Source organism: Pantoea sp. B566 (assembly GCF_024793925.1).
In the GTDB taxonomy this organism is placed as follows: Bacteria; Pseudomonadota; Gammaproteobacteria; order Enterobacterales; family Enterobacteriaceae; genus Pantoea; species Pantoea ananatis.
Window position 1 is genome coordinate 523,983 of sequence record NZ_JANUQL010000003.1, and the last position, 12,257, is coordinate 536,239.

The following is a 12,257-nucleotide window of genomic DNA, read 5'->3' on the forward strand; positions in this document are numbered from 1 at the left end:
CTGCAGAACAACGATTAAATCTGACGGAAACGACTGCGCACGCTGAAGGTTTCAGAGGTGACGTAACGTTCAATATCCCGAACATTACGCTCATCCTGTTGCAGTGTCGTTTCCAGTTGGTCCAGCAGTTCACCGGCGCTGGGCGCGTATTCCCCGTTATCCACGCCGGCCGGTTTAACGTCCAGCACAAAACCCAACACGAAATAGGCGATCACGGTAAACACAAACAGACCAAAGAACAGTGACAAGACGACAATGATGCGAAGCAGTCGTACCGGAACGTCAAGGTATTCGGCTAAACCGGCACACACGCCCATCAGCTTCCCTTCGTCAGGCTTCCGCCATAACTTGCGGCCTTTCATCATGGCTGCCTCCAGTTAGGATGTTCAGCATCGAGGATGGCTTCAAGCGCTTCAATGCGCTCCCGCATGCGCTGGGCATCTTTGGTTACCTGTTGCAAGCGCTGCATCTGACTCTGCGACAGATCGGTGCCCCCGTTGCGTTTGTTACTGTAGTGTAGCCATAGCCAGACGGGTGCCACAAACAGCACAAATATCGTTAATGGAATGGCTAAAAATAATGCGCTCATTGACTCTCCTTAATCCTGTCCAGCAGAAAGCGGCGTCTTATTCGCTGCGATTCATTTTGGCTTTCAGCGCGTTCAGTTGCTGACTGATTTCGTCATCCGCTTTCAGATCGGTAAACTGCTGATCCAGTGTTTTCGGTTTGCCAAAACCGTGGCTCTCTGCTTCTGCTTCCATGTGATCGATGCGACGCTCAAAGGATTCAAAACGCGCCATCGCTTCATCAATTTTACCGCCGTCCAGCTGACGGCGGACGTCGCGTGAAGACGATGCCGCCTGGTGGCGCAGCGTAAGAGCCTGCTGGCGTGCGCGGGTTTCGCTCAGCTTTTTCTCCAGCTCGGTGATTTCGCCTTTCATGCGAGCCAGCGTCTCTTCAACCTGGTCAACTTCCTGTTTCAGGGTGGCGATCAGATCGGTGAGTTTCTGTTTTTCGATCAGCGCGGAGCGGGCCAGATCCTCTTTGTCTTTACGCAGAGCCAGTTCAGCCTTGTCCTGCCATTCGGCCTGCTGAAGCTCTGCCTGCTCAATCCGCCGTGCCAGCTGTTTCTTCTCTGCCAGGGCGCGCGCAGAGGTGGAGCGGACTTCAACCAGCGTATCTTCCATTTCCTGAATCATCAGGCGCACCAGCTTCTGCGGATCTTCTGCACGCTCCAGCAGGGAATTAATGTTGGCATTAACGATGTCAGCGAAACGCGAAAAAATACCCATAATGATGTTCCTCTTGATTGTCATAGTTTCAACTTGCTGTACGGGTTAATTCAAGATGCGTGCCAACTTTTATCTTATTGATTTTTATTGTATTGCTGGCTTTGCAGTTTCTTTTATCTGTTCTAAGATAGTTAAATTGATTAATCAGTGGCGAAATTCATCATGTCTCCTAACAACGATAACCTGCTGGGCGAATCGAACAACTTTCTGGAAGTGCTGGAGCAGGTATCGAAACTCGCACCGCTGGAAAAACCGGTTTTGGTCGTGGGCGAACGCGGTACCGGTAAAGAGCTGATCGCCAGTCGTCTGCACTATCTGTCCGATCGCTGGCAGGGCCCTTTTATCTCGCTCAACTGTGCCGCGCTGAATGAAAACCTGCTGGATTCGGAGCTGTTTGGACATGAGGCAGGCGCCTTTACCGGCGCGCAAAAGCGTCACCTGGGCCGTTTTGAACGGGCAGACGGCGGCACGCTGTTCCTTGATGAGCTGGCAACCGCCCCGATGCTGGTTCAGGAAAAACTCCTGCGGGTTATTGAATACGGTCAGCTTGAACGCGTAGGCGGGAATCACGTTTTTCAGGTGAATGTGCGCCTGATTTGCGCCACCAATGAAGACCTGCCCGCGCTGGCCGCCGCCGGGAAGTTTCGTGCCGATCTGCTCGATCGTCTGGCGTTCGATGTGGTTCAACTGCCGCCGCTCCGCGAGCGCCGTAGCGATATTCTGGTGATGGCGGACCATTTCGCCATCCAGATGTGCCGGGAGTTGACCTTGCCCCTGTTTCCCGGTTTTACTCAGCAGGCTCAGCAAACCTTACTGGAACACCCGTGGCCGGGTAACGTGCGTGAGCTAAAAAACGTCGTTGAGCGGTCGGTCTATCGCCATAACACCAGCGATGAACCTCTGGATAACATCATTATCAACCCGTTTGAACGACGCACCGCCCCCGAAGATGCCCCGCCGCCTGCCCACGTGCCGGACGCGGCATCGGCCCTGCCTTCTTTACCGCTTGACCTGCGTCAGTGGCAGAATCAGCAGGAGTACGATGTGGTAGAAATCAGCTTACAACAGGCGAAGTACAATCAACGTCGTGCCGCCAGCTTACTGGGTGTGACCTACCACCAGCTCAGAGCGATGATGAAAAAGCACGGGATTCAGGCGCGAGACGGACAAGCATAAAGGATCTGGCCGGTTCCGATACGTGGCAAGGCATTGTTTTTCTGCGGCATTTGCCGTGGGCGATTCTTCGATACGACTGAGACAAGAGGGTGAGACAGAAAGCGGGCGGGAGCCTAAAAAAGGGCCCGCCGAAGCGGGCAACTGGAAGCAATGTGAGCAATGTCGTGCTCTTCTTCGGTAGAGCCACCGTCGAAGCGCAACTGAATAATAATCATTCCTGTTCGCATCTGTAAAGCCTTATTGAGAACTTTTCTCATTTCCACATCAACGCTATGCCTTTATTTTTCACGCAACTCCGCGTGCTTACGCGTCATTTGCGTCTCTGCGTAAATAGACCATGTCACGTAACTGTACGCCCTCTTCGATAATCGGTTTGTCATCATTGTCCGTGAAAAAATCCTTGACCCGGTGTGACTCGCGGAAACCGCTTTTATGATAAAAACGACTATGCCTGGCACGTCCCCGGTGCCGACGTACATTGTCTTACACGCTTTTAAAAACGTCTCTGCAAGATAAGCCAGCATTGTGCGTCCATAGCCCTTGCCCTGATCTGGCGGGCAGGTCGCCATATTTTTAAGCTCGCATTCCGTCTCGTTTAAACGCGTCACCACGGCAATGCATTTCACTCCGTTATCCCACAGCCTGAACATGCGTCCGCTGGCAAGATAGCGGTCAATCATATCTTCCTGTTCATCGGCCAGCAGCAATAGCGGCAGGTAGATTTTTTTATTTTTCGTCACTTCATCGATAGTCATGGGTGCTTTCCTCCTGTGTCATCGACACAAACAGGTTCTGCCTGGGTAAAAACTGATCGCGATCGGCAGCGGCAGCCAATCCCACTTTTACGCTGGTGCGCGCGCAAAGAGCTGGCAATCGCTGATGCGTATTTGGGGCCAGGCCCGCTTTGCGATACACTCTGCCTAATGCCTGAGAATCGTTGAGTTCTATGTTAAAACTAATTCCTTCGCTGTTACTGAGTCTCAGCGTGTTGAGCGCGCCTGTGTGGTCTGCGCCGACGCTGGCAGGTGATATCCGTCAAAGCGGATTCGTCTATTGCGTTAACGGCACGCTGAATACCTTCAATCCCCAGATGGCCAGCAGTGGTTTAACGGTGGATACGCTGGCTGCGCAGCTGTACGACCGCCTGTTAGATGTGGATCCTTACACCTACCGGTTGCAGTCCGATCTGGCTGCCAGTTGGGAAGTGCGTGATAACGGTGCCACCTACCGTTTTCACCTGCGTCATGGGGTGCAGTTCCAGCACACCGCAACCTTTAAACCCACCCGCGCCATGAATGCGGATGACGTGGTATTCAGCTTTGCCCGCATGTTCGATCGCAAACATCCTTGGCATAATGTTAACGGTGGCTATTACCCCTATTTCGACAGCCTGCAGTTCGCCGATTCCGTTCAGAGCATTAAAAAAATCGATAACGATACCGTCGAATTCCGTCTGAATAGTCCGGACGCCTCTTTTCTCTGGCACCTGGCGACGCACTACGCGCCCGTTTTGTCGAAAGAGTATGCTGACAGCCTGGATAAAGTGGGCCGCCAGGAAGAGCTGGATCGTTTACCTGTCGGCACCGGTCCTTTCCAGTTGAGTGAATACCGCAGCGGGCAATATATTCGTCTGGCGCGTAACCCGCATTACTGGAAAGGCGTGCCGCGCCTGCAGCAGGTGGTTATCGACCTCGGAGCCGGCGGAACAGGCCGTTTATCGAAGCTGCTTACCGGCGAATGCGACGTGCTCGCCTATCCTGCCGCCAGCCAAATATCCATTCTGCGTGACGATCCCCGACTGCGCATGACGCTGCGGCCCGGGATGAACATCGCCTATTTAGCATTTAATACCCGCAAACCGCCGCTCGACAGGCCGGAAGTCCGTCACGCACTGGCGCTGGCGATGAATAATGAGCGTCTGATGGAATCTATCTATTACGGCACTGCCGAGACGGCTGCATCCATACTGCCTCGCGCGTCCTGGGCTTACGATACCGATGCCAGCATTACCCCTTACGATCCCAAAAAGGCCAAAGAAGCGCTGGAAGCCGCTGGCGTCCACGATCTTCATCTGCGCCTGGTCGTGCCCGCGGCCTCGCAGTCCTGGAACCCTGCACCGCTGAAAACGGCAGAGCTTATCCAGGCTGATCTTGCGCAAATTGGCGTACAGGTCACCATCGTGCCGGTTGAGGGGCGTTTTCAGGAGGCGCAGCTGATGGCAATGAACCACGATCTGACGCTGGCGGGCTGGGCAACTGACAGTAACGATCCCGACAGCTTCTTTCGTCCGCTGCTCAGCTGCGCCGCCATCAGTTCGCAGACCAACTATGCTCACTGGTGTTCACCCACGTTTGACGACACGCTGAAAAATGCCCTGTTGTCACAGCAGCTGTCGGGGCGTATTGAAAATTATGATAAAGCCCAGCAGATTCTGGCGCGCGAGCTGCCCGTTCTGCCGCTGGCTTCATCTTTGCGTCTGCAAGCCTATCGGCATGATATTAAAGGTCTGGTTTTGAGTCCGTTTGGCAATGCGTCATTTGCCGGCGTGTATCGTGATGAGCGAGAGGAACGTTAAGTGGTCATCTATATCCTGCGTCGCCTGGTATTGCTGGTGATTACCTTGTTTTTTCTTTCGCTGGTGAGCTTCAGCCTGAGCTATTTCACCCCTAACGCGCCCCTGGAAGGCGCATCGCTGTTCGATGCCTGGTGGTTCTGGTTTAAAGGCATGCTGCAGCTGGACTTTGGGGTTTCCAGCACCAATGGGCAGGAAATTGGCGTACAGCTGCGTGAGGTGTTTCCCGCTACGATGGAGCTGTGCCTGATGGCCTTTAGCTTAGCCCTGATCGTCGGGATTCCGCTGGGCATTTGCGCCGGTGCGATGCGGCATAAATGGCAGGATAAACTGATCAGCGCTCTCGCCCTGTTAGGGTTCTCGATTCCTGTGTTCTGGCTGGCCCTGCTATTTACGCTGTTTTTTTCGTTGACGCTGGGCTGGCTGCCGGTTTCCGGCCGCTACGATTTGCTCTATCCGGTCCAGAACATTACCGGCTTTGCCTTGATCGATGCCTGGCTCAGCCCCTCGCCGTGGCGGCATGAAATGATGATTAGCGTGCTGATGCATCTGATTTTGCCGGTGACCGTTCTGGCCATGGCGCCAACGACCGAGATCGTGCGTTTATTGCGCATCAGCACCATTGATGTCGTGGATAAAAGCTATGTGAAGGCGGCCGCCACCCGTGGGTTATCCCGTTTTACCGTGATTCGCCGTCACGTTCTGCATAATGCCCTTCCGCCCGTCATTCCACGCCTGGGTCTGCAGTTTTCCAGCATGTTAACGCTGGCGATGATCACGGAAATGGTCTTCAACTGGCCCGGCCTGGGGCGCTGGCTGATTAACGCTATCCGCCAGCAGGATTATGCGGCGATATCGGCCGGTGTGATGGTGACCGGCGGCGTGGTGATTGTGGTGAATGTGCTATCGGACATTGTCGGTGCGGCGCTGAATCCGCTGAAACATAAGGAATGGTATGCCCTACGATAACATCTACGCCGAAAAACGCCTGCCGAGCGCATTTCGTCAGAGCTGGCACCATTTTTATAGCGACATGCCTGCGATGATAGGTCTGTACGGCTTTGGCGCACTGCTGCTGCTCTGTCTGTTTGGGCATTTCCTGGCACCTTATCCCATCGACCAGCAGTTTTTGGGCTACCAGCTGTTACCGCCCTCCTGGTCACGCTACGGTGAAGTGTCGTTCTTCCTTGGAACAGACGATTTAGGGCGTGATTTACTCAGCCGTCTGCTCAATGGCGTGGCCCCGACAGTGGGTTCAGCCATTGTCGTTACGCTGTTTGCCACTTTCTGGGCACTGGTACTCGGTATCGTGGCGGGCATGACGCACGGCGTGCGCTCTGCCGTGCTGAATCACGTGCTGGACACGTTACTGTCAATTCCTTCTCTCCTGCTGGCCATCATCGTGGTGGCCTTTCTCGGCCCACGCCTTGAACATGCGTTGCTGGCGGTCTGGCTGGCGCTGATGCCAAGGCTGGTGCGGGAAATTTACAGCGCCGTTCATGATGAACTGGAAAAAGAGTATGTGGTGGCGGCGCGTCTCGATGGGGCGACCAGCATTAATATTATGTGGCATGCGATTCTCCCTAACGTGTTACCGATGCTGATCAGCGAAATTACGCGTGCGCTCTCCATGGCCATTCTTGATATTGCCGCCCTGGGATTTCTCGACCTTGGCGCGCAGTTGCCCTCACCGGAATGGGGCGCGATGCTGGGCGATTCCCTGGAGCTGGTCTACGTGGCCCCCTGGACCGTGATGTTGCCCGGTGCGGCGCTGATGCTAAGCGTATTAGTGGTTAACCTGCTCGGTGATGGCATTCGTCGGGCCGTCGAGGCGGGAGTGGAATAATGCCGTTACTGGATATTCGTAATCTGACGATTGAATTTATGACCGCGGACGGGCCGGTTAAAGCGGTCGATCGCGTTAATTTGTCCCTCAGTGAAGGTGAAATTCGCGGTCTGGTCGGGGAGTCCGGTTCGGGCAAGAGCCTGGTGGCCAAGGCGATTTGCGGCGTGACTAACGACAACTGGCGCGTTACCGCAGACCGCATGGTCTTTGATGACGTTGATCTGCTGCGTCTGTCTGCCCGTGAGCGCCGCCGCATCGTGGGTCATAACGTATCGATGATTTTTCAGGAGCCGCAATCCTGTCTCGATCCCTCTGAAAGTGTCGGGCGTCAGCTGATGCAGGCGATTCCGCGCTGGACCTATAAAGGCCCGTGGATGAAGCGTTTTTGGTTCTGGCGTAAAACCCGGGCGATTGAACTGCTGCATCGGGTGGGCATTAAGGATCATAAAGACATCATGCGCAGCTTTCCCTATGAGTTAACCGAGGGCGAGTGCCAGAAAGTTATGATCGCCATCGCGTTAGCGAATCAGCCCCGCCTGCTGATTGCGGATGAGCCAACGAATGCGATGGAGCCTACAACCCAGGCGCAGATATTCCGCCTGCTGAGCCGTCTTAACCAGAACAACAACACCACCATTTTATTGATCAGCCACGATCTGCGCACGATGAGCCAGTGGGCTAACCGCATTAACGTCATGTACTGCGGCCAGACGGTCGAAACGGCGCAAAGCGAAGACCTGATGACGACCCCGCATCATCCCTATACTCAGGCTTTGATTCGCGCCATGCCTGATTTTGGTCGTCCGCTGCCGCACAAAAGCCGGCTGAACACCTTATCCGGCGCGATTCCGTCGCTGGAGAGCCTGCCGATTGGCTGTCGCCTGGGACCACGCTGTCCCTACGCGCAGCGTAAGTGCATTGAAACGCCGCGGCTGACGGGCACCCGCTCGCACCTGTACGCCTGCCACTTCCCGCTTAACGTTGAGGGCCAATAACATGGAAACGTTGCTGGAAGTCCGCAATCTCAGCAAAACTTTTCGCTACCGCACCGGCCTGTTTCGCCGCCAGCACGTTGAAGCCGTTAAATCCGTCAGCTTTACGCTGCGTGAAAAGCAGACCCTGGCGATTATCGGCGAAAACGGATCGGGTAAATCGACCTTGGCGAAAATGCTTAGCGGCACCGTTGCCCCCAGCGACGGGGAGATCATCATTGACGATCATCCGCTCAGCTTTGGTGATTACGGCTATCGTAGTCAACGCATTCGCATGATTTTTCAGGATCCGTCAACGTCGCTCAACCCGCGCCAGCGCGTGAGCCAGATTCTGGATCTGCCGCTGCGCCTGAATACCGGGCTGGATGCTGAGGATCGGGAAAAACGCATCATTGCAACGCTGCGTCAGGTGGGATTGCTGCGCGATCACGCGGGTTACTATCCCCACATGCTGGCACCGGGCCAAAAGCAGCGCCTTGGGCTGGCACGGGCCTTGATCCTGCAGCCCAAAGTGATTGTGGCTGACGAGGCGCTGGCCTCTCTGGATATGACCATGCGCTCTCAACTGGTCAATCTGATGCTGGAACTCCAGGAAAAACACGGCATTGCTTATATTTATGTGACCCAGCATCTTGGCATGATGAAGCACATCAGCGATAAAGTACTGGTCATGCATCACGGTGAAGTGGTGGAACGCGGCGGAACGGCAGACGTGCTCGCTTCGCCGCTGCACGAGATGACCAAACGCCTGATCAACAGCCATTTTGGCGAGGCGCTGACCGCCGAAGCCTGGCGGCGTGAGCGTTGATTTTGCGGCATATTGTGGAAAACGCTGAGCGGTTTTCCTGATTTCAAGCAGACGTGCTAGAATCCGCACGTCGATTAACGTCGGTCGTCTATTATTTAAACAACGCGACCGCCAACTACCATGACCATAAGGATTACAGCTATGGGTTTTCTTTCCGGTAAGCGCATTCTGATTACTGGTGTTGCCAGTAAACTTTCCATCGCCTACGGTATTGCACAGGCGATGCGCAAACAGGGCGCAGAACTGGCTTTCACCTACCAAAACGACAAACTGAAAGGTCGTGTGGAAGAGTTTGCCAAAGATTTGGGTTCTGACATTGTGCTGCCATGTGATGTTGCAGAAGATGAAAGCATCAAATCCCTGTTCGTTGAGCTGGCAAAAACCTGGCCGAAATTTGACGGTTTCGTGCACTCCATTGGCTTCGCCCCTGGCGACCAGTTGGATGGCGATTACGTCAATGCCGTAACCCGCGAAGGTTTCAAAATCGCACATGACATCAGCGCCTACAGCTTTGTTGCAATGGCAAAAGAGTGCCGTGCGATGCTGAACCCTAACTCCGCCCTGCTGACGCTGTCTTACCTGGGTGCAGAGCGCGCTATCCCTAACTACAACGTAATGGGCCTGGCGAAAGCGTCCCTTGAAGCAAACGTCCGTTACATGGCGAACGCGATGGGTCCTGAAGGCGTGCGTGTTAACGCCGTGTCTGCGGGTCCGATTCGTACCCTGGCGGCATCGGGCATCAAAGACTTCCGTAAGATGCTGGCCCACTGTGAAGCGGTCACCCCGATTCGTCGTACCGTCACCATTGAAGACGTGGGTAACTCTGCGGCCTTCCTGTGCTCCGACCTTGCGGGTGGGATCACCGGTGAAATCGTTCACGTTGACGGCGGTTTCAGCATCGCTGCGATGAATGAACTGGAACTGAAATAAGTTTCCTCACGGGCGAGCGTTGCTCGCCCTGCGCGCCCCCTGCCCGATCCCCGCGTTATTCCTTATCGCTATTAATTATCACCGATTGGTCTTTTGCCCTGACCTGCCCGTGGGCGACGATAAGTCAGCCCTGCGGCCTGCGACTGAATCACCGCATGCGCCGCATCAGATTTTGCAAAAGGACTGATGATGCAACAACGCCGCTATCCCGGCCAGGACCACTGGTTTTATGAAAGTCAGACCAGTCCGCGCAGCGTACAGGCTGCCCCGCTTTTTCCAGAAGCCGCCCATATCGATGACCGGTTTTTGCTGGGGTTAGCACAGGACGCTTCCGTTATTCAGCCTTTACTTCAGGCCGACCAGCCCGCCATACAGATCGCCCATCACGTTGTTGACCAGCTGTTTCCCGACCAGATTGAAACCACACTGACCCATACGCTTACGCTGTATGACCGGCTAAGCACCGCCTTGACGGTGGCTCAGGTGGCAGGCATTCAACGCCTGTGTAACCACTATTCCGCCCGCCTGAACCCCCTGCCGGGTCCTGATTCCTCTCGTGAAAGCAACAATCGCCTGACGCAAATTACGCAATATGCCCGCCTGCTGGCGATGCAGCCCGCATTAATTACGGCGGAGAGCATCCGCGCGCTGCATGCGGTAGGGCTGAGCGAAGCCGATATCGTCACACTTAACCATCTGGTGGGCTTTGTCTGCTATCAGGCGCGCGTCATCGCCGGGATTCATGCTCTGCTGGAACGGCCGGTGCGCTGGATGCCGGGTATGTCACCGGCTCCTGACGCCGATGTGGCGACGTTTGCCCAGCCCTGCGCGTGGCAGCCTGTGCTGACGCCGCTGGAGCCGCGCTATGCCAGCGAGGCGCAACATGCCGCTGTCGCCGCGTGTCAGCATGCGCAGGTGCTTAAAGATACAGTCTGGCTGCTGGCTCACGCGCCTGCGCTGCTGCAAAGCTGGTTTGCCCTGCGTCAACAGCTGCAAGATGGCGCAAGCGCAAGCGTGGAGGCGACCGCCGCCCGGATACTGGGCAGCCGCTGGATCTGGCAGCATGCTGCAGATGCAGAGAAGCGAATGAGTCAGGCGGACGAGGCGAAAACCGACAGTGAGCAGCAGGCTGTCATTACACTAACCGCTCAGCTCACCCGCCAGCCAGAGCGCGTCAGTGCGCTCGATCTGCAACCGCTGGCGCAAGCTGGCTGGTCGCATGCCAGGCAGTTCAGCGTGATACAGGCTATCGCGCTGGCCAACTGGAACAGCCGTTTGTTTTATGCCTGCGGTGAAGCCAGCTAGCTGGCAAGATAGCTTCGCGCTTCGTCATAAAAATGCTGTGCGAGCGGCGTGGCCCGGCCAGGCTCGGCGATCACCAGCGCGGCCTGACGCGCCATTTTTGGCATCGAAATAGTGCGCTTTTCCAGGCCGTGTAAGGATTCAGGCAGCAAATGGCCCCGTGGCGAGATCAGAACACCCAGACCGACCTGGGTACACTGCAACAGCTGCATGACAGAGGCGCTTTCAACCACCACGCGCGGCACCAGCGCAGCATCGCGAAACGTCATATCCAGATAGCGGCGAAAATAACGGGTTGGCTCCGCCAGACACAGCGGCTGCTGCGCCAGCGTTTGCAGGTCAAGCGTTTCATGGGCGCATAACGGGGGGAAATGGGCGGGATGAAAAACCGCCTCAACGCCGCTATCCGCCAGCAGCGATGCCTGAAAATGCAGTTCCCGCAGCGTCGCCATTTCAAAAAAGCCAATGCCGACATCAACCGTGTGGCTGTTCAGCGCGTCCAGCAGTTGATCGGCACTTAACACGGCAATGCGGTAATCCAGCTGCGGATAGCGAGCCTGCACCGCTTTTAACAGCTCTGCCAACGAAACGCTGCACTGCGGGACCACACCCAGGCGAAGCGTACCGTTCACGCCGTGTTTTAACGACTCGACCTCCAGCTTCAGCCCCTGATAAACCGAAACGATTTCCCGTGCCCATGCCAGCACCCTGTCGCCCTCCGGCGTGAAACCGGCAAAGTTGTTACTGCGGTTGATCAGCGACAGGCCCAGTTCACGCTCCAGGTTTTTTAACCGCATCGATAAGGTTGGCTGGCTGACAAAGCTGGCTTCGGCGGCACGACCAAAATGGCGTTCGCGTTCGAGATTACAGAGATAGATGAGTTGCTTGATATCGATTTTCTTTTACCCGCCGTCACACCGTTCTAATGAACACCTATTATGTGCCGATGGGTTAACAGATTGCCAGTCGGAGATAGCATTGTGGTAAAGAGATCGCGGGCGCTTGCGGTTTCGTGCATGCGGCGTAGTGTGGAAGCGCTATTAAGACGGCGGTACATCAGACAATCAAGTGGAGAACGCCCCATGTGGGCAATAGATTGGGGTTATTGTTGATCTTAACATTGTATTATTTGTAATTTTTATTGGTGTTTCCCTGGTGTTGCGACACTCACTTCGTGGGATACGGCCAGGCGTGATCAATCCCTGTGGAAGACAGGACGCCGGTAGCCAGTAAATAAATCACCACCAGCGCAAAGAATATAATTGCTGATATTTCAACGATTTTAATCAGACTGTGTTTAACCATTAATAACCCCCTTTTGATTGCGTGTATTTGACCT

The 12,257-nt window shown here is 55.2% G+C and carries 14 protein-coding genes; 8 read left to right on the plus strand and 6 right to left on the minus strand.

Going from position 1 to position 12,257, the window contains the following annotated elements; genetic code table 11:
• Positions 1 to 14: 14 nt before the first annotated feature.
• Genes pspC through pspA form a run of 3 tightly spaced genes read right to left on the minus strand, consistent with a single transcriptional unit; the run spans position 15 to position 1,292 of the window.
• Positions 15 to 365, minus strand: coding sequence for an envelope stress response membrane protein PspC (gene pspC / locus NYE92_RS04145; protein ID WP_014593793.1), 351 nt, complete (start codon positions 363 to 365; stop codon positions 15 to 17).
• Positions 362 to 589, minus strand: coding sequence for an envelope stress response membrane protein PspB (gene pspB, locus NYE92_RS04150; RefSeq protein WP_013025903.1), 228 nt, complete (start codon positions 587 to 589; stop codon positions 362 to 364). Before pspB ends, pspC begins: the two co-directional genes overlap by 4 nt.
• Before the next feature lie 37 nt (positions 590 to 626).
• Complete coding sequence (gene pspA, locus NYE92_RS04155; protein WP_014605758.1) at positions 627 to 1,292, minus strand: phage shock protein PspA; 666 nt, start codon at positions 1,290 to 1,292, stop codon at positions 627 to 629.
• Positions 1,293 to 1,454: 162 nt separating this feature from the next.
• On the opposite strand from pspA, the gene pspF reads away from it, so the two are divergent.
• The gene (gene pspF, locus NYE92_RS04160; protein ID WP_015700227.1) at positions 1,455 to 2,468 is read left to right on the plus strand and encodes a phage shock protein operon transcriptional activator; all 1,014 of its coding nucleotides are present in this window, start codon (positions 1,455 to 1,457) and stop codon (positions 2,466 to 2,468) included.
• A gap of 278 nt (positions 2,469 to 2,746) precedes the next feature.
• Here the strand turns inward: pspF and NYE92_RS04165 are convergent, their stop codons facing one another.
• On the minus strand, positions 2,747 to 3,223 hold the full coding sequence (locus NYE92_RS04165) for a GNAT family N-acetyltransferase (RefSeq protein WP_242640113.1): 477 nt from the start codon (positions 3,221 to 3,223) through the stop codon (positions 2,747 to 2,749).
• 191 nt (positions 3,224 to 3,414) lie between these two features.
• Between NYE92_RS04165 and sapA the strand changes: the two genes are divergently transcribed.
• From sapA to NYE92_RS04200, 7 genes are all read left to right on the plus strand, one after another.
• Positions 3,415 to 5,043: an ABC transporter substrate-binding protein SapA gene (sapA, locus tag NYE92_RS04170; protein ID WP_019105147.1), complete on the plus strand. Its 1,629-nt coding sequence runs from the start codon at positions 3,415 to 3,417 to the stop codon at positions 5,041 to 5,043.
• On the plus strand, positions 5,044 to 6,009 hold the full coding sequence (sapB, locus tag NYE92_RS04175) for a putrescine export ABC transporter permease SapB (protein ID WP_014605757.1): 966 nt from the start codon (positions 5,044 to 5,046) through the stop codon (positions 6,007 to 6,009). It abuts the gene before it with no gap.
• On the plus strand, positions 5,996 to 6,886 hold the full coding sequence (sapC, locus tag NYE92_RS04180; RefSeq protein WP_013025909.1) for a putrescine export ABC transporter permease SapC: 891 nt from the start codon (positions 5,996 to 5,998) through the stop codon (positions 6,884 to 6,886). Before sapB ends, sapC begins: the two co-directional genes overlap by 14 nt.
• Positions 6,886 to 7,881 carry a putrescine export ABC transporter ATP-binding protein SapD gene (gene sapD, locus NYE92_RS04185; protein ID WP_013025910.1) on the plus strand — a complete coding sequence of 332 codons (996 nt, stop codon included), beginning with the start codon at positions 6,886 to 6,888 and terminating at the stop codon, positions 7,879 to 7,881. The genes sapC and sapD overlap by 1 nt, the downstream gene beginning before the upstream one ends.
• A 1-nt stretch (position 7,882) precedes the next feature.
• Positions 7,883 to 8,686 carry a putrescine export ABC transporter ATP-binding protein SapF gene (sapF, locus tag NYE92_RS04190; RefSeq protein WP_014593797.1) on the plus strand — a complete coding sequence of 268 codons (804 nt, stop codon included), beginning with the start codon at positions 7,883 to 7,885 and terminating at the stop codon, positions 8,684 to 8,686.
• 141 nt (positions 8,687 to 8,827) lie between these two features.
• Entirely contained in the window at positions 8,828 to 9,616 is a 789-nt protein-coding gene (fabI, locus tag NYE92_RS04195; protein WP_014605755.1) for an enoyl-ACP reductase FabI, read from the plus strand.
• 189 nt (positions 9,617 to 9,805) lie between these two features.
• Positions 9,806 to 10,921: an oxidoreductase gene (locus NYE92_RS04200; RefSeq protein WP_029568819.1), complete on the plus strand. Its 1,116-nt coding sequence runs from the start codon at positions 9,806 to 9,808 to the stop codon at positions 10,919 to 10,921.
• On the opposite strand, the gene NYE92_RS04205 is transcribed toward NYE92_RS04200, so the two are convergent.
• Positions 10,918 to 11,814: a LysR family transcriptional regulator gene (locus NYE92_RS04205; protein WP_033774475.1), complete on the minus strand. Its 897-nt coding sequence runs from the start codon at positions 11,812 to 11,814 to the stop codon at positions 10,918 to 10,920. The genes NYE92_RS04200 and NYE92_RS04205 overlap by 4 nt on opposite strands.
• Before the next feature lie 271 nt (positions 11,815 to 12,085).
• Positions 12,086 to 12,223 carry a hypothetical protein gene (locus NYE92_RS04210; protein ID WP_187664306.1) on the minus strand — a complete coding sequence of 46 codons (138 nt, stop codon included), beginning with the start codon at positions 12,221 to 12,223 and terminating at the stop codon, positions 12,086 to 12,088.
• Positions 12,224 to 12,257 lie beyond the last annotated feature (34 nt).

Coding starts and splice junctions, on each gene's coding strand:
- NYE92_RS04200 (WP_029568819.1), top strand. CDS start 9,806: ATGCAACAACGCCGCTATCCCGGCCAGGACCACTGGTTTTATGAAAGT.
- sapD (WP_013025910.1), top strand. CDS start 6,886: ATGCCGTTACTGGATATTCGTAATCTGACGATTGAATTTATGACCGCG.
- fabI (WP_014605755.1), top strand. CDS start 8,828: ATGGGTTTTCTTTCCGGTAAGCGCATTCTGATTACTGGTGTTGCCAGT.
- sapA (WP_019105147.1), top strand. CDS start 3,415: ATGTTAAAACTAATTCCTTCGCTGTTACTGAGTCTCAGCGTGTTGAGC.
- pspA (WP_014605758.1), bottom strand. CDS start 1,292: ATGGGTATTTTTTCGCGTTTCGCTGACATCGTTAATGCCAACATTAAT.
- pspB (WP_013025903.1), bottom strand. CDS start 589: ATGAGCGCATTATTTTTAGCCATTCCATTAACGATATTTGTGCTGTTT.
- pspF (WP_015700227.1), top strand. CDS start 1,455: ATGTCTCCTAACAACGATAACCTGCTGGGCGAATCGAACAACTTTCTG.
- sapF (WP_014593797.1), top strand. CDS start 7,883: ATGGAAACGTTGCTGGAAGTCCGCAATCTCAGCAAAACTTTTCGCTAC.
- sapC (WP_013025909.1), top strand. CDS start 5,996: ATGCCCTACGATAACATCTACGCCGAAAAACGCCTGCCGAGCGCATTT.
- NYE92_RS04165 (WP_242640113.1), bottom strand. CDS start 3,223: ATGACTATCGATGAAGTGACGAAAAATAAAAAAATCTACCTGCCGCTA.
- pspC (WP_014593793.1), bottom strand. CDS start 365: ATGATGAAAGGCCGCAAGTTATGGCGGAAGCCTGACGAAGGGAAGCTG.
- NYE92_RS04210 (WP_187664306.1), bottom strand. CDS start 12,223: ATGGTTAAACACAGTCTGATTAAAATCGTTGAAATATCAGCAATTATA.